The organism is Mesorhizobium sp. C395A (assembly GCF_030323205.1).
Taxonomy (GTDB): Bacteria; Pseudomonadota; Alphaproteobacteria; order Rhizobiales; family Rhizobiaceae; genus Mesorhizobium.
Genome location: NZ_CP100473.1, coordinates 4,914,700 through 4,934,346 on the forward strand (window position 1 = coordinate 4,914,700; position 19,647 = coordinate 4,934,346).

Below are 19,647 nucleotides of genomic sequence, written 5' to 3' on the forward strand. Positions count from 1 at the left end.
CGGCTAAGATTGGTGTATCAGACGGCCTCCCAGCCTTCCTTGGCACCGGCGCGGAAGATGGCGTCGATGACCTTCTGGTTGAGTACGGACTCCTCCAGCGTGAAGATACGCTCCTTGCCGCCCTGTGCCGCCCTGGCAAACGTCTCGACCTCGCGCCGGTACTGTTGCGTGCCGGGAAAGCGGAACACCTGCGCCTCGGTGTGGTTCTGGTTGTGCAATTCGATGCGGTGATGGTCGTAGAGCCCGGCATTGAACGGCGAGAACACCTCGATGAAACCCTTCTCGCCGTGGAACACCATCACCTGCCGCGCCGCCATCTGCGTCGACAGATAGAAGGACAGTTCGAAATCGCCGAAATCGGCGCGGATCGAGGAATAGATGTCGGTGCCGAATTTCTTGTCGCGCTCGATCGTCGCCTGCACGCGCAGCGGCTCCTTGCCGCTCGAAAACCGCGTCGACACCGTCGGATAGACGCCGATATCAGGCAGCGCGCCGCCGCCGAGATCGAGCTGGTTGCGCATGTTGGTGGGATCGACATTGTAGTAGGAGAAGGCGCCCTGCACATGGCGCAGCCGGCCGATGGCGCCATCGGCGATGAGATCGCGCACCTTGATCCATTGCGGGTGGTAGATGACCATGAAGGCCTCGCAGACCAGCACCTTCTTCTGGTCGCGCAGCTTGATCAGCGGCGCGATGTCCTTGGCGTCGAGCGCCAGCGGCTTCTCCACCAGCACATGTTTTCCCGCTTCGATGGCCTTGGCCGTCCATTCGACATGCTGCGAGGTCGGCAGCGGGATGTAGACGCCGTCGACGTCTTTCGAAGCGAGCAGCTCCTCATACGAACCAAAGGCATGTCTGGCGCCGAACCGCTCGCCCAGGGCCTCGGCCTTCGACAGGTCGCGGCTGGCGATCGCGGACAAAACGCCATTCTCGGCCTCGACGATTGCCGGCAACAATTGCTCGCGGCCGATCTTGGCCGTCGACAAAACACCCCATCGGAACATCAGGCTTCTCCTATCGATTTACAGGCGAGGAGGTTTGCCCGAAATTGCGGGAAAAGCCAATGCGGATCGCTGGTCCTGCTAGCCTCGCTTGCCCGTCAGCGTCATGTCGAAATTGACGATATTCGAATAGATCGGCGTGCCGACATCCATGCCGTACCGGGAGCGCAGCACCTTGCCGGTGACGTGGAATTTAATGACGCCACCCTTCAGCCCGCCGAGCTCGGCAGTGAACTTTTCCGCAAACGTCTTGCCGCGCGCCGTCAGCCGGCCGCTGACCAGCGCCGTGGTGTCGCTGGTTCGGGTTACGCTGGTCGAGCGGAACTGGATTTCGGGGCTGTTGGCCACGTCGAACACCGCATCGGAGCGCAGGAAGGCGTCGATGCGGCCCTGGCCGGTGCCGACGCTTTCGGGATAGATGGTGAAGTTGACCGCGGAACGGCCGACATCGCTGTTGTCGATGCGGATGGAGCCCTTGAAGCGGCCAAAGGCGCCGTCGAGGCCGCCGCCACCGACCTTGCCGATGGAGAAGCGAATGCTGGAGCTGGCCGGGTTGACCGTGTAGCTGCCGGCAGCGTCGCCGAGGTCCACAGCGGCGGAGACAGGCATGGCAAGGCAAGCGGCAACAGCCGCCAATCCGAAGATGCGCGCATACATGGGTTTTGTCCTTCTGGGGCAGGCGAAGTGTTGCGCCCTCACTCCAATGAACGAATGCGCGGCGCCCGCTATTCCATGTCCTGATCTGACGAAGGCGTGATCATGCGCGTGAGCACGCTGTCGCGCAGCCAGAAATGATGCCGCAGCGCCGCCAGCGCATGCAGCGCAACCAAGGCAATGCCGGCATAGGCGAGATACCAGTGTGCTGCCGCCCAGAAGTTTTCCGCCGCATCGGACACGCCGAGCGGCAGGTTCGGCATCACGAAAAGGTTGAACGGCATGCTGGGGATCTCCAGCATCGACACCGAAACCAGTGCCCAGCCGGACAGCGGCACCGCGAGCTGGCAGCCATAAAGTGCCAGATGCGCCAGCGGCGCCGTCCGACGCTCCAGGCCTCCGACCGAGGCCGGCAAGGCCGGGGCCGCATTGCCGAGCCGCCAGGCAATGCGCAGGATGAGGAGGCCGAGCAGCAGGAAGCCGAAGGATTTGTGCAGCTGGATCAGCTCGAAGGCGGTGCGCTGGCTGGTCAACCGCACCATGATGAAGCCAAGCATGAACTGGCCGATGAACAGGATGCCGATCAGCCAGTGGAGGACGATCGCCGCCCAGCCGTAGCGGGTTGAGTTGTTGGTGATGAATGCCGGCATGGCTGGTGAACGAATGGCAGCTGGGCTTTCTTCCACCCTCCCCCTTGTGGGGAGGGTCGGCGCGAAGCGACGGGGTGGGGGGTAGCGCCCTACGAAGACTCCCACCCCGATCCGCTACGCGGATCGACCCTCCCCACAAGGGGGAGGTGGCTAAGCACCGACCTTGAAGAAATCCACAAACGCCCGCAGCGCCGGGCGCATCTGGCGGCGGCTGGGGTAGTAGACGAAGAAACCGTCGAAGGGCGGACACCAGTCTTCCAGCACGCGGATCAAGCGACCGTCGGCGAGCGGCGCGCGCACATAATCGTCGAAGACGAAGGCGAGCCCAGCGCCGTCGACCGCCGCCTGGGCGATCAGATGGTCTTCGTCGAGGATCAGCGGCCCTTGCGCCGCGATCTCGATCTCTTCGCCATCCTTCTCGAATTCCCAGCGGTAAAGAATGCCGCTGGAAAAACGGAAGCGGATGCAGCGGTGGTCGGCAAGATCGCGCGGATGGCGGGGTCTTGGCATGGTCGCGAAATAGGATGGCGCGCCGACCACGGCGCCGCGAAGGTCCGGTCCGATGCGCACCGCGATCATGTCGCGCTGCAGGCTCTCACCGAGCCGCACGCCGGCATCGAAGCCGCCTTCGACGACGTCGGTGAAGCGATCCTCGATGACGATTTCCAGCACGATGTCGGGATAGGCCGCGGCAAAGCCGCCGAGCCTGGGCGTCAATGCCAGGTGGGCCGCGGTGCGTGGCACGGTCAGCCGCAGGTTGCCGGCCGGCCGGTCGCGCGCCTCGATCGCCGTTTCCAGCGCCAGATCGATCTCGGACAGCGCCGGCCGCAGCCGTTCGAGCAACTGCGCGCCCTCTTCCGTTGGCGCTACGCTGCGGGTGCTGCGCGCCAAAAGCCGCACGCCGAGCCGCGCCTCCAGGCTGGACACGGCATGGCTCACTGCCGAGGGCGCGATGGCCAGTTCGCGCGCCGCGCCACGAAAACTGCCGCATTGGGCGACTGTTGCCAGTACAGCGAGTTGAGAAAGATGCGCTCGGTTCATTGCTCTATTTTATAGAACAGCCCGTGCGAATGACAGCCAATTATCGAACGTAAAGCCAGGCGCTATCTCTCTTTCATCGCAACAAGGAGACGCGCCATGAAAACCCGCAAACTTGGTACTGAACTCGAAGTCTTCCCCGTCGGCCTCGGCTGCATGGGCATGAGCTTCGCCTATGGCGGTCAGGCCGAGGCGGACGCAATCGCCACGCTGCGCCGCGCTGTCGAGATCGGCGTGACGTTTTTCGACACCGCCGAAGTCTATGGTCCCTTTGAGAACGAGATCCTTCTCGGCAAGGCGTTGAAGCCGGTGCGCGACAGGGTGACGATCGCCACCAAATTCGGCTTCAAGATTTCCGAGGAAGGCTCAGGCCTCGAACGTATGGTTGGCGTCGATAGCCGCCCGGAGCACGTCAAGGCAGTGGCGGAAGCCTCGCTGAAGCGGCTCGATACCGATGTTATCGACCTCTACTACCAGCACCGCGTCGATCCCGACGTGCCGATAGAGGACACGGTCGGTGCCATGGCCGAGCTGGTGCGCGATGGCAAGGTGCGGGCGCTCGGCCTGTCGGAGGTGAGTGCCGCCACCATCCGCCGGGCGCACGCCGTGCACCCGATCGCTGCCGTGCAGAGCGAATACTCGCTGTGGAGCCGCGACCCCGAAGATGAAGTGTTCGACGTCTGCCGCGAACTCGGCATCGGCTTTGTCCCCTACAGCCCGCTCGGCCGCGGCCTGCTCACCGGCACCATCGCCAGGCCCGAGGCCCTGAGCGACGACGACTGGCGCCGCACCTTGCCGCGCTTCCAGGCCGACGCCATGGCGGCAAACGCCAAGGTCATTGCGACGCTGGAGAAACTGGCGGTGGAAAAGGGCGTCACCTCGGCCCAACTGGCGCTGGCCTGGGTACTGCACCAGGGCGACTTCATCGTGCCGATCCCCGGCGCAAGAAAGATCCGCCATCTCGAGCAGAACACAGCGGCGGTCGGGATCGAGCTGAGCGCGGCTGAGGTCGCGGCGATCGGCGATGCGCTGTCGCCGGACAAGGTGGTTGGCAAGCGCTATACGGAGGAGCTGTTGGCGCTGGTGAATGGGTGAGTGCCTTTACCCTCCCCCTTGTGGGGAGGGTCGATCCGCGAAGCGGATCGGGGTGGGGGTCCTCGTAGGGCGCACCCCCACCCCGTCTCTCTGTCTCCGCCTCGCTGCGACAGCGAGCCGACCCTCCCCACAAGGGGGAGGGTAAGTCTTACCAAGGCACCACCGTAATCTCCGGCCAGCACGCCTTCGCCCTCGCCCCCTTGGCCTCATGCGTGCGCCTGTTATCCATCAGCCGGTTGGGCGTGATGCGAAACGCGAAGAGGTCATCCAGCCCGAACGGCGCCACGACCTCAAGCTGCCCGTCGGCATCGTATCGCACCCCGACCGCATGCGTCTTCGAGGCGAAATAGCTCACCGACTCGCTGGAGCTCGTATAGCGCGGGCAGGGCTGGCCGAATTTCTGCGGATACCACAGATGCACCCGTGCCTGGTTGCGCACCTCGGCCGGCAGAGCTAGCCCCTCGAAATGCTGCGCGGCCCGGCGGATGACCGCGTCCTCGGCCTCGTAGGACAGGTCGCTGTCATCGAAGTAGAAGAGATCGACATCCTTGATGCCGTAGCCCGGCGGCTTGCCGGTCAGGTGGTTCCAGACGCTGTTGTAGAGCGCACCGGACACCACCAGCCAGTCCGGCAACGCCAGCGTCCGTGCCCGCTCCAGCGCGTCGCTGACGAGCGCATCCGCCAACACCATGGCGAGAAACGCTTCGCGCTGGGCTTCGAACGGCAGACCGGAATAGCGCAGATGGTCCATCGCCCTTTGGAGAGCGATTCGCCACCAGACGGCAATCCTCAGAAGCAATTCCAGGAAAAGTGTGTAGCGGTTTTCCCGGGAAAGCGCGCCGCGCTTTCCCTAAGAATTGCGTGAAGGCGAAATATGTAGGGCGGGCGTTAGCCGCTCTACGTTCTCAGCAAGCCGCCCGTTTGCTTGCCGACATTGTCGACGATGCGCTTGGCCAGCGCCTCGAAATCCTCGTCGGTGAGCGTCTTTTCAACCGGCTGGATAGACACTTCGATGGCAATCGACTTCTTGGCGACCCCGAGAGATGCCCCCTCGAAGACGTCGAACACCGAAACGCCTGTGATGAGCTTCTTGTCGGCAGCGAGCGCCGCGCGCACCAGCGTACCGGCCTCGACCGCCTTTTCGACGACGAAAGCAAAGTCGCGCTTCACCGCCTGGAAGGCGGACAGCTCGAGCTTCGGCTTGGTTTTCGTCGGCTTGGCCTTCGGTTCCGGCACGGCGTCGATATAGACCTCGAAACCGCAGATCGGTCCGGAAACGTCCAACCCCTCCAGCGTCTTGGGGTGGAATTCGCCGAAGGTGCCGAGCACGGTCTTCGGGCCGAGCTTGATCGTGCCGGAGCGGCCGGGATGGTACCAGGCCGGACCGCCTGGCTCGATCTGCAGCCTGTCGACCGGGGCGCCGCAGGCTTCCAGCGCTGCAATCGCGTCGGCCTTGGCGTCGAACACGCCGACCGGACCGGAATTGCCGGCCCAACTGCGGCCGGAACCGTCGAGCTTGGCGGTGCCGCGGCGCACACCGGCGGCAACGCGCCGCTGCTGGTCGGGGCCGTCGCCCTCATAGGTACCGGAGACCTCGAACAGCGCGACATCGCCGATGCCCTTGTCGGCATTGCGCTGCGCGGCGACGATCAGGCCGGGCAACAGCGAGGGCCGCATATCGGACATGTCGGCTGCAATCGGATTGGCGAGCTTCAGCGCCGTCTGGCCGCCGCCGAACAGTTCGGCGTGTTTGGCCGGGATGAACGACCAGGTGAGAACCTCCAGCATGCCCCGCACGGCGAGCGAGCGCTTGGCAGTGCGGGTGCGAACCTGCAGCGTGGTCAGGATCCTGGAGTTGACCGCGTCATGCGCGCCGAGCGGCTGCGGCGCGATGTTGTCGACGCCGTGGATGCGCATGACTTCCTCGACCAGGTCGGCTTTGCCGTCGACATCCGGCCGCCAGGACGGCACCGCCACATCGACGATGTCGTCCGAGCCCTGCGGCTCGAAGCCGAGGCGCGACAGGATGTCGAGGCTCTCCGCCCTGGGCACCTCGATGCCGGTCAGCCGCTTCACTTCCGAAAGCGGGAAGGAAACGGTCTTCGGCGTATGGCCGGCGTAGCCGACGACCTCGATTTCCGTCGGCTCGCCGCCGCAGAACTCCAGCACCAGCTTTGTCGCCAGTTCGACGCCGGGCACCATGAATTCCGGGTCGACGCCGCGCTCGAAGCGGTAGCGCGCATCGGTGATGATGCCGAGCGTGCGGCCGGTGCGGGCCGTGGTGATCGGATCCCAAAGCGCGGATTCGATCAGCACGTCGGTGGTGTTCTCGTCGCAGCCGGAATGCTCGCCGCCCATGACGCCAGCGATCGATTCGACGCCGTTGTCGTCGGCGATCACGCACATCTGCGGCGTCAGCGTGTATTCGCGCCCGTCGAGCGCCAGCACCTTCTCGCCGTCGCGCGCGCGGCGCACGACGAGATTGCCGGCGACCTTCTTGGCATCGAACACATGCAGCGGCCGGCCACGGTCGAAGGTGACGTAGTTGGTGATGTCGACCAGCGCGCTGATCGGGCGCAAGCCGATGGCGATCAGCCTTTGCTGCAGCCATTTCGGCGACGGCCCGTTCTTCACGCCTTTCACCAGGCGCAGCGCGAAACCGGGGCAGAGCTCCGGCGCCTCGATGGTCACCTTGACCGGCGTTTCACCTTTGCCAAGGACCGCTTCGACCGGCGCGGTCTTGAGCCGGCCAAGCCCGCTTGCCGCCAGGTCCCGGGCGACGCCGTAAATGCTGGTCGCATCCGGCCGGTTCGGCGTCAGATTGATCTCGATCACCGGATCGTCGAGATGCGCGTAAGCCGCGAAGCTGGTGCCGACAGGCGCATCGGCCGGCAGGTCGATAATGCCATTGTGCTCATCCGACAGCTCCAGCTCGCGCTCGGAACACATCATGCCATGGCTCTCGACGCCGCGGATCTTGCCGACGGTCAGCGTCACGTCGATACCGGGCACATAGGCGCCGGGCGCGGCGAAGGCGCCGATCAGGCCGGCGCGGGCATTCGGCGCACCGCACACCACCTGGACAGGGGCTGCGCCATTGCCGGTGTCGACGGTCAGCACCCGCAGCCGGTCGGCGTCGGGATGCTGCACCGCCGTCAGCACCTTGGCGATGACGAACGGCTTCAGGCCGGCCTTGTCGTCGACATGCTCGACTTCGAGGCCGATCGAGGTCAGCCTCTCGACGATCTCGACGAGCGTGGCGTCGGTGTCGAGATGATCCTTGAGCCAGGAAAGGGTGAGTTTCATCACTATGTTCCGTTTTGTCTGTACCCGACCGGACCTTGTCCATCGGGTCTGGGCACGCTTGTCTTCAAATGGCGCGGCAAGTCGTCGGGCATATGCACGAAGGGCAGCTGCTCGCGCACATAGGCATGGTGCGTCGGCCGGAAATAGGCCGGCATGTCCATGGCGCCCAGCATGAAATAGATGTGGTCTTCCAGCCGCTCGTCGACATAGGCGATAGGCGAGCCGCAAATGCCGCAGAATGAGCGCGTCACCGGCCCGTTCTCGTACATCTTCAGCGCCTTGCCGGTGAAAGCCACCTGCTCGGTCAGGAAGCCGACAAAGGCCGACACCGGCGCGCCGCTGGCGCGCCGGCAATCGCCGCAATGGCAATAGCTGATATGGTGCGGTTCGACTGATGCCTCGAACCGTACCGCGCCGCAGCGGCAGCCACCCGTGTGCGGCGCCGTCATGCGGAAAGACCTCCGAACAGCGTCGGCATGTCGAGCGGCCTGAAACCGTAATGCGACAGCCAGCGCACATCGGCGTCGAAGAAGGCGCGCAGGTCCGGCATGCCGTATTTCAGCATGGCGATGCGGTCGATGCCCATGCCCCAGGCAAAGCCCTGATATTCGTCGGGATCGAGCCCGCCGGCGCGCAGCACATTGGGGTGGACCATGCCGCAGCCGAGGATCTCCATCCAGTCGGAGCCTTCGCCGAATCGCACTTCGCCGGGCCGCGAGCGGTCGCACTGGATGTCGACCTCGAGGCTGGGCTCGGTGAACGGGAAAAAGGACGGCCGGAAGCGCATCTTGACCTGCGGCACCTCGAAGAAAGCCTTGCAGAATTCTTCCAGCACCCACTTCATGTTGGCGACATTGGCCGATTTGTCGATCACCAGCCCCTCGACCTGATGGAACATCGGCGAGTGGGTAGCGTCGGAATCCTGCCGGTAGGTCTTGCCAGGAATGACGATGCGGATCGGCGGCTTCTGCTTCTCCATGGTGCGGATCTGTACCGGCGAGGTGTGCGTGCGCAACAGCTTGCGCTCGCCCTTTTCGTCCGGCTGGAAAAAGAAGGTATCGTGCATCTCGCGCGCCGGATGCCCTTCGGGGAAATTCAGCGCGGTGAAATTGTAATAGTCGCTCTCGACATCGGGACCTTCTGCGATGGCAAAGCCGAGATCGCCGAAGATCGCCGCGATCTCGTCGATGACCTGGCTGATCGGATGGATGCGGCCGCGCTCGGCCGGCGATTGCCGCACCGGCAGCGTCACGTCGACCGTCTCGGCGGCAAGGCGCGCCGTGACCGCCACATCCTTCAGCTCGGCCTTGCGTGTCGTCAGCGCTTCGGTGACGCGGTTCTTCAGGCCGTTGATCGCGGGGCCCTTGACCTGGCGCTCCTCGGCGCTCATCGCGCCCAGTGTCTTCAGCAATTCCGAGATCGACCCCTTCTTGCCGAGAGCCGCGACGCGCACGGCTTCGATAGCAGCCTCATCGGCGGCCGACGCGACGTCGGCAAGCAGGGAGTTTTCGAGAGTATCCAAGCCGGTAGCTATGTCGTTCACGGTCAAACTCGCTGTGTTGGGAGTCAACTTTGAGGTGAAAGTCACTTTCAAGTTGAAAGTTCAGCCATAAGAAAAACCCGCGCCAGCCGTGCCAGCGCGGGTTCCCCAATCAGAATTGCGAATGCTGGGAAGCGCTGGGCTCGGAGCCCGATCCCGAAAAGTTGCAGACTTTTCGGAAAGATCGCGCTCCTCGCTAAATTTCCCAGAGCATGATGTTGTCCAAAAAGTCAGCAACTTTTTGGCATCATGCTCTAGGCGACAGCGCTTTCAAAAGCATTCGGGGTGGTGTTCTTCAGATATTCGAGCGCGACCTTGGCCTTGGCCACGAGTGCGGCGAACGCCTGCGGTTCATGGATGGCCATGTCGGACAGGATCTTGCGATCGATCTCGATACCGGACTTGTTGAGGCCGTCGATGAAGCGGCCATAGGTCAGGCCATGCTCGTGCGTCGCGGCGTTGATGCGCTGGATCCACAGCGCGCGGAACGAGCGCTTGCGGTTCTTGCGGTCGCGATACGCATACTGCATCGACTTTTCGACCGCCTGCTTGGCGATGCGAATGGTGTTCTTGCGGCGGCCGTAGAAGCCTTTCGCGGCTTTCAGGACCTTCTTGTGCTTGGCGTGCGAGGTGACGCCTCTTTTTACGCGTGCCATGTCATGATCTCCTTAAACGCTGTTCCTGAAACCGAATGCTCAGAGGCCGTTCGGCAGAAAATTCTTGATGACCTTCTTGCCATCCGGTTCAGCCAGAACCATCGTGCCGCGGGCATTTCGAATGAACTTGTTGGAACGCTTGATCATGCCGTGACGCTTGCCGGCCGCAGCCGACAGGACTTTACCCGTACCTGTGATCTTGAACCGCTTCTTGGCGGCCGATTTGGTCTTCATCTTGGGCATTTTGCTACTCCGTATTGGTGGCGCACAATCGCGCTTCTTGTTCGCTTCGGGCGGACCAAAAGCCCGAAAAGCAAATGAAACCGCCACGGCATGCCCTGCCGGGCGGTTTTCTTGGAACGGCGGTCCTATACGTCAAAGCGGGCTGGCGCGCAACACCCGAGCGGCTGCGACGCTCTCTCCGCGATCAGGGCAGCCTAAACAGCACCGGCAGAATGCCCGATTGCTGGGCGCCATCGATGGTCTCGAACACCGGCAACGCCACCAGAAACACCAGCCCGTCGAGCAAGGTGGTCAGCAAGAGGCGCGGCTTGAAGCTGCCGGTGTCGCCTTCCTGGTAGAGCGACAGCTGGGGGAAGAAACGCGGCACCCGCGCCAGATAGGCTGTGTAGGGCGCGCCGAGAACCTCCTTGAGATACCGTTCCTCGCGCAGGATGACGATGTGGAAGGCGCCGGCGCACAACAGCGCAAACAGGACGATGCCGGAGAACGAGCCGATCTGCGCCCCGACGCCGGCGGCGGCAACGGTCGAGAACACGTAGAGAGGATTGCGGGTGATCGAATAGGGTCCGCCGGTGACCACTTCGGAGGATTTGCGCCCCCCGATATAGAGTGTCGACCACAAGCGGCCGACGACGCCAAGGAAGATCAGCAGCACGCCGACCATCTCGATCGTTTCATGCACCGGGGTATCGGGCGGGAAGGTCGACTGGCCGAACAGCAGTGCCGCAAACAGCACCACCACCAGCACCGCAAGCACCATGCGGCGCATGTGCTGGTAGCCGCCCAGCTCCTTGATGGGCGCAGGGTTGATTTCATTGGCCATGTCGGGAATCCGATCGTCGAGAAGCTTTGCCGGCGATCGCGGCGTCTGGACAGGAGAATCGGCGTCCGGCCGATCGCCGGGACGCATGAGACAGGATTCAGGCGGATTTAGAGCGCAACGCCCGAACTGATCTAGCGCGGGGCCAGCACCATCATCATCTGGCGGCCTTCCAGCTTCGGCTCGGCTTCGACCTTGGCGATGGTAGCCGTCTCCTCGCGCACCTTGTTCAGGAGCTGCATGCCGAGTTCCATATGCGCCATCTCGCGGCCGCGGAAGCGCAGCGTCAGCTTGACCTTGTCACCTTCCTCGAAGAAGCGCCGCACGGCCTTCATCTTGGTTTCGTAGTCATGGCTGTCGATGTTCGGGCGCATCTTGATCTCCTTGATCTCGATGACCTTCTGGTTCTTGCGCGCCTCGGCCGCCTTCTTCTGGTTGGCGTATTTTAGCTTGCCGAGATCGAGGATCTTGACGACAGGCGGCACCGCATTGGGCGAGATCTCGACCAGATCTAGCCCTGCCTCTTCGGCGAGCAGCAATGCGTCGTTGATGGAAATATCGCCGCGGTTCTGGCCATCGGCGTCGATCAGCTGGACCCGGGGAACCCGGATATCACGGTTTGAGCGCGGGCCATCCTTGGTGGGCGCCGCTGCTTTGAAAGGTCTGCGAATGGTCGTGGTCTCCTTGGCCGTTTCGTTCAGGGTTCAAATCTAGAAATGTTCGGAACGCGCCAATGTGGTGAGCGCGCGGGCGGAGTCAATAGCACAGCGCTGACAGAAAATCACCCTGATCGCAGGCCTGCACCAAACAAAGGAGGTCGCGAGCACTTTCCGCCTCGCCTGTGCCTGTGTCAAAAGACCGGCGAGTAAAATTAGGCTCCCGCAATCAGGCCCCCAGAACCAGGATTGATCCACAGCCATGACCGCGACCACCCCAACCCTGCTGGATGTCGACGGCATCGATATCGCGGTTCGCCATTCCTCGGGCGCAACGCCCGGCGTCGTCTGGCTCGGCGGCTACAAATCCGACATGCTGGGCACGAAGGCGCAAACGCTGTCGGATTGGGCGGCCAGGGAAGGCCGCGCATATCTGCGCCACGACTATTCCGGCCATGGCGAATCCGGCGGCGCCTTTGCCGACGGCACTATCTCGAAATGGCTTGGCGAGAGCCTCGCCGCCTTCCGGCATTTCACCGAGGGCAAGCAAATCCTGGTCGGCTCGTCGATGGGCGCCTGGATCGCGCTGCGCATGGTGCAGGAACTGCGCAAGGCGGGCGACAGCAATGTGGTTGGCCTGGTGCTGCTCGCGCCGGCGCCGGATTTCACCGCCGAGCTGGTCGAGCCGGCTCTGACGGAGGAACAGAGGCGCGACCTCCGGGAGAAAGGCTTTTTCGAAGAACCTTCGGACTATTCCGCCGAGCCTTACATCTACACAAGCGCGCTGATCGAGGACGGCAGGGCGAACCGGGTCATGACCGGGCCGATCGATACCCATTGCCCCGTCCACATCCTGCAGGGCCTGGCCGATGCCGATGTGCCGGCAAGCCATGCGCTGAAGCTGGTCTCGCTGCTGCCGGCCGACGACGTCACCTTGTCGCTCATTCCCGACGGCGACCACCGCCTGTCGCGGCCGCAGGATCTCGACATGCTGCTGAGGGCGGTGGGCGACATGGTTCAGCGGGCGGGGTAGGCGAGAATGCGCATTTCCATCCCGATATCCGCCTTTGTCGCGGCAATCGTCGGCTTCGGCGGCACGCTGGCCGTCGTCATTGCCGCCGCCAAGGCGGTTGGCGCCACGCAAGCCGAAACCGCGAGCTGGGTGACGGCAGTGTGCGTGGCGATGGCGATCGAATGCTTGTGGCTGTCCTGGCGCACGAAAATACCCATCATCACCGCCTGGTCGACACCGGGCCTGGCGCTGATGGCGGCATCGAGCGGGTTTACCATGGCCGATGCGGTCGGCGCCTTCATCGTCACCGGCCTAATGTTGATCGCCACCGGCCTGTTCAAGCCGCTGACCCAGCTGATATCAAGGATACCGGCGTCAGTCGCGTCCGGCATGCTGGCGGGCATCGTCGTCACCTTCGCGCTCAATGCCGTCAAGACCATTCCGGTCGACCCCTGGTTGATCCTGCCGCTGATCGCGGCCTTCTTCGTCATTCGCCTGTTCAACCCGGCGCTGTCGGTGCTGGCGGTGCTGATCGGCGGCGGCATCGCCGCCTTCCTGACAGGCCGCGTCGGCGGACTGCCGGCGCCGGAACTGTCGACGCTGACGCTGATTGCCCCGCATTTCAGCGCCGCAGCTGTCATCGGCCTGGCGCTGCCGCTCTACCTCGTCACCATGGCGTCGCAGAACCTGTCGGGTCTCGCCGTCCTGCGCGCCGCCGGCTATCACCCCGAACCCGGCCCGCTGATCGGCGTCACCGGCCTGTTCTCGCTGCTGTCGGCGCCGTTTGGCGGCTCGACCACCAATCTGGCCGCGATCTCTGCGGCGATCTGCACCGGGCCGGACGTCCATCCCGACCCGGCCGAGCGCTGGAAGACCGGACCCTTCTATGCACTTGCCTATCTGATCTTCGCGGTTTTCGGCGCCTCGCTGGTGGCGATCTTCGCCGTCCTGCCGCAGAGCCTGATCGTTCTGGTAGCCGGCCTGGCGCTGATGGGATCGCTCGCCAACGCGCTGTCGATCGCGCTCAAGGACGAGGACCAGCGCATGGCCGCCACGGTCACCTTCGTTGTCACCGCGTCGGGGCTGACTTTGTTCGGCGTTGGCGCCGCCTTCTGGGGCCTGGTCGCTGGCCTGGTCGTGCTTTTCCTCGAAGCGCTCAAAAACCGATAATCATTTCAGGCCCTTGTCCGGTTTTGGCCGACGTTGTCTTGAATCGCCGTTTTTCTCATCCCATTTCGAATCCACGCAGCCGCTCTTGGCTGTCTCCAACCGAAGGAATGGGAGAAAATGAACACATCCGCATTGATCCGCCCGGCCTGGACGCCGGCGACCATCGCGCTGATGGTGATCGGCTTCATGGTGTTCTGGCCGCTTGGCTTCGCCATGCTCGCCTACATCATCTGGGGCGACCGGCTTGACGGCTTCAAGCGCGACGTCAACCGCGCCACGGACGGCATCTTCGCCGGCTGCCGCCGCGGTTCCGACAAGGCCGCGCGCTGGGGCCACGGTTCGGCCCGCACCGGCAATGTCGCTTTCGACGACTGGCGCGAGAAGGAACTCGAACGCCTCGCCGAAGAGCGTCGCAAGCTCGACGAGATGCTGAGCGAGTTCGATGAGTACGCCCGCGAATTGCGCCGCGCCAAGGACCAGGACGAGTTCGACCGCTTCATGGCCAACCGCAACAAGTCGACGGCGCCTGCGAAAACAGGCTCGGCCGAAACGGCCAAGCCCGCGACGCCCAAGCGCAAGGGCCCGAACCTGCTTGACGACTGAGGCTGCGCGCATGACCCCGAAAATCGAAACCGATTTTCGGAAAGGTTCATGCGCCGAATTAGAGTGCTACAGCGTCCTTTGCGCGTCAGAGACGCGCGGCGCTCTAAGACAGGCCTTGGCATGATGGACGGCGTCGCGCGAGCGGCGCCGTTTCTTTTTTGTTCTGGTCGTTTTCCTGGAATCGCGTATCGTTCAGCCATGTCCTTCGGCTTTTTCCGCAACCTGACCAAACCAAAACCCTCGCCTGTCGAAGAGCGAGAGCACGTCGTTGCCGGCCGCACACTGCCGCTCAGGATCGTCGAGAGCGCCCGCGCACGGCGGCTGACGCTGCGCATCGATTCGGGCGGCCAGGGGCTGCGCATCACCGTGCCGCCGGGCCTGCGCCGCGGCGAGGTGGAGAAATTCCTTCACCGCCATCAGGGCTGGCTGGAGCAGCGTCTGGCCAAGGTACCGACACGGCCGCAAGTGCGCCCCGGCATCAAGATCCCGATACGCGGCGTCGCGCATCGCATCGTCCACGAACCGTCGAAACGCGGCACCGTCACCGTGTCGCGCGACGAGCGCGGTCCGCTGCTGATCGTCCATGGCGAGCGCATACATTTGCCGCGCCGCATCGCCGATTTCCTCAGGCGCGAGGCCAAGAAGGACATCGAGAAGCTGGTGGTCAAGCATACCGAGGCCATCGGCAAGCGCGCCAAGGCTATCCGCTTCAAGGACACGTCGAGCCGCTGGGGCTCATGCACTTCCGACGGCAATTTGTCCTTCTCATGGCGCATCATGATGGCGCCGACGCCGGTGATAAACTACTTGGTCGCGCATGAGGTGGCGCATCTCAAGGAGATGAACCACGGCCCGAAATTCTGGAAACTGTGCGAGCAGCTCTGCCCCGACACCGACCGCTGCAAGGACTGGCTGAAGCGGAATGGTGGGGCATTGCAGGCGATTGTGTTCGATTAGCCTTCGCCGGCGGCGCGCTCAATCATCATTGGCCGCATTAAGCTCTTCAGGCCGCAGCCCTTCGTCGCCATGGCGCGGCCATGGCAGGAAATTCTGCTCGAACGCATCGCTGCCGAAATAATCCAGGACCCGGTGCGCTTCCGCCCCGTCGAAGGCGGCCTTTTGCATCAGATGGGCGATGACGTCGCGCGCTTGCGCGATCTTCTGCCTGAGTTCGGCTATGCTCTGGTCGGCCATTCGTCTGCTCCGCCTTGCTTCTCCCATCAATAGGTAGCGCCTTTGGCGTTGCCGGCAAACAGCATGCTTTTTCTCGACTCTTGGCCGGTTTCGTGCCAAGCCCCGCGCCATGGCGCTCGATATCAAGATCTGTGGATTGAAGACCGATGAGGCAATGGCCGCGGCCCTGGCCGGCGGCGCCAGCCATGTCGGCTTCATCTTCTTTGCTAAAAGCCCGCGCTATGTCGAGCCTGCGGCAGCCGGCCGCCTGCGCGAGGCGGCAATCGGCAAGGCCAGGGCGGTCGCCGTGACGGTCGATGCCGATGACGCGTTCCTGGATGAGATCGTCGCAAAGATGCGCCCCGACATGCTGCAGTTGCACGGCACGGAGACGCCCGAGCGGGTGGCCGAGGTGAAAGCTCGCTACGGCCTGCCTGTCATGAAGGTGTTCTCCGTCAGTGAGGTAGCCGATCTCGAGCGGCTAAAGCCGTTCACCGGCGTTGCCGATCGCTTCATGTTCGATGCCAAGCCACCAAAGGGCTCGCAACTTCCGGGCGGCAATGGCGTCGCCTTTGACTGGCGCATCCTGGCCGGCCTTGACGCCGGGCTCGATTACATGCTTTCCGGTGGGCTCAACGCCGCCAATATCGGCGACGCCCTGATATCAGCCAATCCGCCCGCGATAGACATTTCGTCGGGGGTGGAAAGCGGCCCGGGCGTCAAGGATCCGGCGCTGATCGAGCAGTTCTTCCGGGCCGTCAGGGCCGCGCGCGACGACCGCGCTGCCTGAGGCACTTCTTTCGAACCCGAGCATGTTCCGGAGAAGTGGGAACCGGTTTTCCGATAAGACATGCTCAGAACCAAGACCAGGAGATCGGCGATGAACAAGCCGGCGACACCCAATTCCTTCCGCACGGGACCCGACGAACAGGGCATGTTCGGCATCTTCGGGGGCCGCTTCGTGGCCGAGACGCTGATGCCGCTGATCCTCGACCTCGAACGGCACTGGAACGAGGTCAAGAACGATCCGGACTTCAAGGCCGAACTGACCGACCTGTCGACCCATTATGCCGGTCGGCCATCAAAGCTGTATTTCGCCGAAGGGCTCACAAAACACCTTCGTGAGGTTTCCTCGGCGAAGGGCCTCGGGGGCGGCGCCAAAGTCTACTTCAAGCGCGAGGATTTGAACCACACCGGTTCGCACAAGATCAACAACTGCCTCGGCCAGATCCTGCTGGCCAAGCGCATGGGCAAGAAGCGCATCATCGCCGAGACGGGCGCTGGTCAGCACGGCGTTGCCGCGGCCACGGTCGCGGCGCGCTTCGGCTTTCCCTGCGTCGTTTATATGGGCGCCACCGATGTCGCCCGCCAAAGCCCCAACGTCTTCCGCATGAAGCTGCTCGGCGCCGAAGTGCGGCCGGTGACCGCCGGTCACGGCACGCTGAAGGACGCCATGAACGAAGCGTTGCGCGACTGGGTCACCAATGTCGAGGACACTTATTACCTGATCGGCACTGCCGCCGGCCCGCATCCCTATCCGGAGCTGGTGCGCGACTTCCAGTCGGTGATCGGCATCGAGGCGCGCGCCCAGATCCTCGAACAGGAAGGCCGGCTACCCGACACCATCATCGCGGCTGTCGGCGGCGGCTCGAACGCCATCGGCCTGTTCCATCCGTTCCTGGATGACAAAGAAGTCCGCATCATCGGCATCGAAGCCGGCGGCCGCGGCCTTGACGGCATCGAGCATTGCGCCTCGATGAATGCCGGCGCGCCCGGCGTGCTGCACGGCAACCGCACCTATCTCTTGCAGAACGCCGACGGCCAGATCCTCGACGGCCATTCGATCTCAGCCGGCCTCGACTATCCCGGCGTCGGCCCCGAACATTCCTGGCTGCGCGATTCCGGCCGCGTCGAATATGTGCCGATCCTCGACGACGAGGCGCTGGAAGCCTTCAAGCTGACGACGCGCGTCGAAGGCATCATCCCGGCGCTGGAATCCGCCCACGCCATCGCGCATGCGGTGAAGATCGTGCCTGATATGGACAAGGACCAGATCGTCATCGTCAACCTGTCGGGACGCGGCGACAAGGATGTGCACACAGTGGCCTCGATGCTGGGCATGGAGATCTGATCATGGTGACCCGCATCGACCGCCGCATGGCAAAACTGAAAGCCGAGGGCCGCCCGGCGCTCGTCACCTATTTCATGAGCGGCGACCCCGACTATGACACCGCTTTGTCGATCATGAAGGCGCTGCCCAAGGCCGGCGCCGACATCATTGAAATGGGCATGCCGTTTTCCGATCCGATGGCCGATGGACCGGCGATCCAGGCCGCTGGCCTGCGGGCGCTGAAAGGTGGCCAGACCCTGGTCAAGACGCTGAAGACGGCGGCTGATTTCCGCGCCACCGACAATGAAACGCCGATCGTGCTGATGGGCTACTACAACCCGATCTACATCTACGGTGTCGATCGCTTCCTCAAGGACGCCATCGCCAGCGGCATTGACGGGCTGATCGTCGTCGACCTGCCACCGGAGATGGACGAAGAACTCTGCATTCCGGCGCTGAAGGCCGGCATCAACTTCATCCGCTTGGCAACGCCGACCACCGACGACAAGCGCCTGCCCAAGGTGCTGCAGAATACGTCGGGCTTCGTCTATTACGTGTCGATGACCGGCATCACCGGCTCGGCTTTGGCCGACACCGGCAAGGTTGCCGCCGCGGTCAAGCGCATCAAGGGCCACACCAATCTGCCGGTCTGCGTCGGCTTCGGCGTCAAGACCGCCGAGCAGGCGCGCATTATCGGCGCCAATGCCGATGGCGTCGTCGTCGGCACCGCGATCGTCAACGCGGTCGCCAATGTGTTGGGACCGAAGGGCGAGAAGACCGCCGACCCGGCCGAGGCCGTCGCCACCCTGGTCAGCGGACTGTCTCAGGGCGTGCGTTCGGCCCGCCTTGCTGCTGCCGAATAGTTTCCCTACTTAGGCCTTGTGCAAGTCGTTATCCCAAAACCGGTTCCCACTTTTGGGCGACATGCACGAGCCAACTCTTCGTCAGGACAGGAGCCGAAGCGATGAACTGGATCACCAATTACGTTCGCCCGAGGATCAATTCGATGCTCGGTCGGCGCACCGACATGCCCGAGAATCTCTGGATCAAGGATCCCGAGACCGGCGAGATGGTGTTTCACAAGGACCTGGAATCCAACCAGTTCGTCATCCCGTCATCGGGCCATCACATGAAGATTTCGGCCAAGGAACGGCTGAAATTCTTCCTCGACGACGGCAAATACGAGCAGCTTGAGAACCCCAAGGTCATGCAGGACCCGCTCAAGTTCCGCGACGAGAAGCGCTACACGGACCGGCTGAAGGACGCCAAGGCCAAGACCGGCCTGGAAGACGCCATCATCAACGCGCTGGGCACGGTCAAAGGCCTGCCGGTTGTGGTGACGGTGCAGGATTTCGCCTTCATGGGCGGCTCGCTCGGCATGGCCGCGGGTGACGCCATTGTGCACGGTTTCGAGGTCGCCTTGCAGCGCAAGCGGCCGCTGATCCTGTTTGCCGCCTCCGGTGGCGCGCGCATGCAGGAAGGCATTCTGTCCCTGATGCAGTTACCGCGCACCACGATCGGCGTCGACCGGCTGAAGGAAGCCGGCCTGCCATACATCGTCGTCTTGACCAACCCGACCACCGGCGGCGTTACCGCCTCCTACGCCATGCTGGGAGACGTCCACATTGCCGAGCCCGGCGCGCTGATCGGCTTTGCCGGCCCGCGCGTCATCGAGCAGACCATCCGGGAGAAACTGCCGGACGGTTTCCAGCGCTCCGAATATCTGATGGAGCACGGCATGGTCGATATGGTGGTGTCGCGGCTGGAACTGCGCGAGACGATTTCACGGCTGTTGAAAATCCTGCTCAAACTGCCGCAGGAGCAAAAGCCGCTGGAGCCGGAAATCCTGCCGCCGTCGGTCATCCCGACGGAAGCCCGCCCGCAAGCCTGACGCGACATTTCTGGCCGCAAACCGCGATT

22 protein-coding genes are annotated in these 19,647 nt (G+C 63.5%); 9 read left to right on the forward strand and 13 right to left on the reverse strand.

The features are described from left to right. Window positions 1-17: 17 nt before the first annotated feature. The 4 genes from NLY37_RS24010 to NLY37_RS24025 all read right to left on the reverse strand — a co-directional run bounded on the left by NLY37_RS24010 (window position 18) and on the right by NLY37_RS24025 (window position 3,346). A complete protein-coding gene (locus NLY37_RS24010) occupies window positions 18-1,004 on the reverse strand; it encodes a Gfo/Idh/MocA family protein (RefSeq protein ID WP_023741299.1) in 987 nt (328 codons plus the stop codon). 78 nt (window positions 1,005-1,082) lie between these two features. After that, the gene (locus tag NLY37_RS24015; RefSeq protein WP_023681381.1) at window positions 1,083-1,658 is read right to left on the reverse strand and encodes a YceI family protein; all 576 of its coding nucleotides are present in this window, start codon (window positions 1,656-1,658) and stop codon (window positions 1,083-1,085) included. Between the two features lie 68 nt (window positions 1,659-1,726). Then, window positions 1,727-2,305, reverse strand: coding sequence for a cytochrome b (locus NLY37_RS24020; protein WP_023741298.1), 579 nt, complete (start codon window positions 2,303-2,305; stop codon window positions 1,727-1,729). Window positions 2,306-2,455: 150 nt separating this feature from the next. Continuing rightward, on the reverse strand, window positions 2,456-3,346 hold the full coding sequence (locus NLY37_RS24025) for a LysR family transcriptional regulator (protein ID WP_023687444.1): 891 nt from the start codon (window positions 3,344-3,346) through the stop codon (window positions 2,456-2,458). A 96-nt stretch (window positions 3,347-3,442) separates the two neighbouring features. Between NLY37_RS24025 and NLY37_RS24030 the strand changes: the two genes are divergently transcribed. Then, window positions 3,443-4,438: an aldo/keto reductase gene (locus tag NLY37_RS24030; RefSeq protein WP_023741297.1), complete on the forward strand. Its 996-nt coding sequence runs from the start codon at window positions 3,443-3,445 to the stop codon at window positions 4,436-4,438. Window positions 4,439-4,586: 148 nt separating this feature from the next. Here the strand turns inward: NLY37_RS24030 and NLY37_RS24035 are convergent, their stop codons facing one another. The 8 genes from NLY37_RS24035 to infC all read right to left on the reverse strand — a co-directional run bounded on the left by NLY37_RS24035 (window position 4,587) and on the right by infC (window position 11,674). Then, window positions 4,587-5,189, reverse strand: a complete 603-nt coding sequence (locus NLY37_RS24035) for a nucleotidyltransferase family protein (protein WP_023725578.1) — start codon at window positions 5,187-5,189, stop codon at window positions 4,587-4,589. 146 nt (window positions 5,190-5,335) lie between these two features. Further along, window positions 5,336-7,744 (reverse strand): phenylalanine--tRNA ligase subunit beta, encoded by a 2,409-nt coding sequence (pheT, locus tag NLY37_RS24040; protein WP_023741296.1) that lies wholly within the window; start codon window positions 7,742-7,744, stop codon window positions 5,336-5,338. Window positions 7,745-7,746: 2 nt separating this feature from the next. Further along, the gene (locus NLY37_RS24045; RefSeq protein WP_023741295.1) at window positions 7,747-8,193 is read right to left on the reverse strand and encodes a GFA family protein; all 447 of its coding nucleotides are present in this window, start codon (window positions 8,191-8,193) and stop codon (window positions 7,747-7,749) included. Then, window positions 8,190-9,287 (reverse strand): phenylalanine--tRNA ligase subunit alpha, encoded by a 1,098-nt coding sequence (gene pheS / locus NLY37_RS24050; RefSeq protein WP_023696008.1) that lies wholly within the window; start codon window positions 9,285-9,287, stop codon window positions 8,190-8,192. Before pheS ends, NLY37_RS24045 begins: the two co-directional genes overlap by 4 nt. 251 nt (window positions 9,288-9,538) lie before the next feature. Beyond that, entirely contained in the window at window positions 9,539-9,940 is a 402-nt protein-coding gene (gene rplT, locus NLY37_RS24055; protein WP_023672281.1) for a 50S ribosomal protein L20, read from the reverse strand. A 39-nt stretch (window positions 9,941-9,979) separates the two neighbouring features. After that, window positions 9,980-10,183, reverse strand: coding sequence for a 50S ribosomal protein L35 (rpmI, locus tag NLY37_RS24060; RefSeq protein ID WP_006201248.1), 204 nt, complete (start codon window positions 10,181-10,183; stop codon window positions 9,980-9,982). A gap of 184 nt (window positions 10,184-10,367) precedes the next feature. Further along, window positions 10,368-11,006 carry a methyltransferase family protein gene (locus NLY37_RS24065; protein ID WP_023681388.1) on the reverse strand — a complete coding sequence of 213 codons (639 nt, stop codon included), beginning with the start codon at window positions 11,004-11,006 and terminating at the stop codon, window positions 10,368-10,370. Window positions 11,007-11,137: 131 nt separating this feature from the next. Then, entirely contained in the window at window positions 11,138-11,674 is a 537-nt protein-coding gene (gene infC / locus NLY37_RS24070) for a translation initiation factor IF-3 (protein ID WP_023744911.1), read from the reverse strand. A 247-nt stretch (window positions 11,675-11,921) separates the two neighbouring features. Between infC and NLY37_RS24075 the strand changes: the two genes are divergently transcribed. From NLY37_RS24075 to NLY37_RS24090, 4 genes are all read left to right on the forward strand, one after another. Continuing rightward, on the forward strand, window positions 11,922-12,692 hold the full coding sequence (locus NLY37_RS24075; protein ID WP_023741294.1) for an alpha/beta hydrolase: 771 nt from the start codon (window positions 11,922-11,924) through the stop codon (window positions 12,690-12,692). A gap of 6 nt (window positions 12,693-12,698) precedes the next feature. Further along, window positions 12,699-13,841, forward strand: coding sequence for a benzoate/H(+) symporter BenE family transporter (locus NLY37_RS24080; protein WP_023741293.1), 1,143 nt, complete (start codon window positions 12,699-12,701; stop codon window positions 13,839-13,841). Between the two features lie 117 nt (window positions 13,842-13,958). Further along, window positions 13,959-14,444 (forward strand): DUF2852 domain-containing protein, encoded by a 486-nt coding sequence (locus NLY37_RS24085; protein ID WP_023672286.1) that lies wholly within the window; start codon window positions 13,959-13,961, stop codon window positions 14,442-14,444. 198 nt (window positions 14,445-14,642) lie between these two features. After that, the gene (locus NLY37_RS24090; protein WP_023681391.1) at window positions 14,643-15,401 is read left to right on the forward strand and encodes a M48 family metallopeptidase; all 759 of its coding nucleotides are present in this window, start codon (window positions 14,643-14,645) and stop codon (window positions 15,399-15,401) included. A gap of 18 nt (window positions 15,402-15,419) precedes the next feature. Here the strand turns inward: NLY37_RS24090 and NLY37_RS24095 are convergent, their stop codons facing one another. After that, window positions 15,420-15,638: a hypothetical protein gene (locus NLY37_RS24095; protein ID WP_023672288.1), complete on the reverse strand. Its 219-nt coding sequence runs from the start codon at window positions 15,636-15,638 to the stop codon at window positions 15,420-15,422. Window positions 15,639-15,747: 109 nt separating this feature from the next. On the opposite strand from NLY37_RS24095, the gene NLY37_RS24100 reads away from it, so the two are divergent. The 4 genes from NLY37_RS24100 (at window position 15,748) to accD (ending at window position 19,618) form a co-directional block, all read left to right on the forward strand. Further along, window positions 15,748-16,407: a phosphoribosylanthranilate isomerase gene (locus NLY37_RS24100; RefSeq protein ID WP_023741292.1), complete on the forward strand. Its 660-nt coding sequence runs from the start codon at window positions 15,748-15,750 to the stop codon at window positions 16,405-16,407. A 90-nt stretch (window positions 16,408-16,497) separates the two neighbouring features. Further along, window positions 16,498-17,748, forward strand: a complete 1,251-nt coding sequence (trpB, locus tag NLY37_RS24105; RefSeq protein ID WP_023681393.1) for a tryptophan synthase subunit beta — start codon at window positions 16,498-16,500, stop codon at window positions 17,746-17,748. 2 nt (window positions 17,749-17,750) lie between these two features. Beyond that, a complete protein-coding gene (gene trpA / locus NLY37_RS24110; RefSeq protein WP_023693067.1) occupies window positions 17,751-18,590 on the forward strand; it encodes a tryptophan synthase subunit alpha in 840 nt (279 codons plus the stop codon). A 101-nt stretch (window positions 18,591-18,691) separates the two neighbouring features. Continuing rightward, on the forward strand, window positions 18,692-19,618 hold the full coding sequence (gene accD, locus NLY37_RS24115; RefSeq protein ID WP_023672292.1) for an acetyl-CoA carboxylase, carboxyltransferase subunit beta: 927 nt from the start codon (window positions 18,692-18,694) through the stop codon (window positions 19,616-19,618). Window positions 19,619-19,647 lie beyond the last annotated feature (29 nt).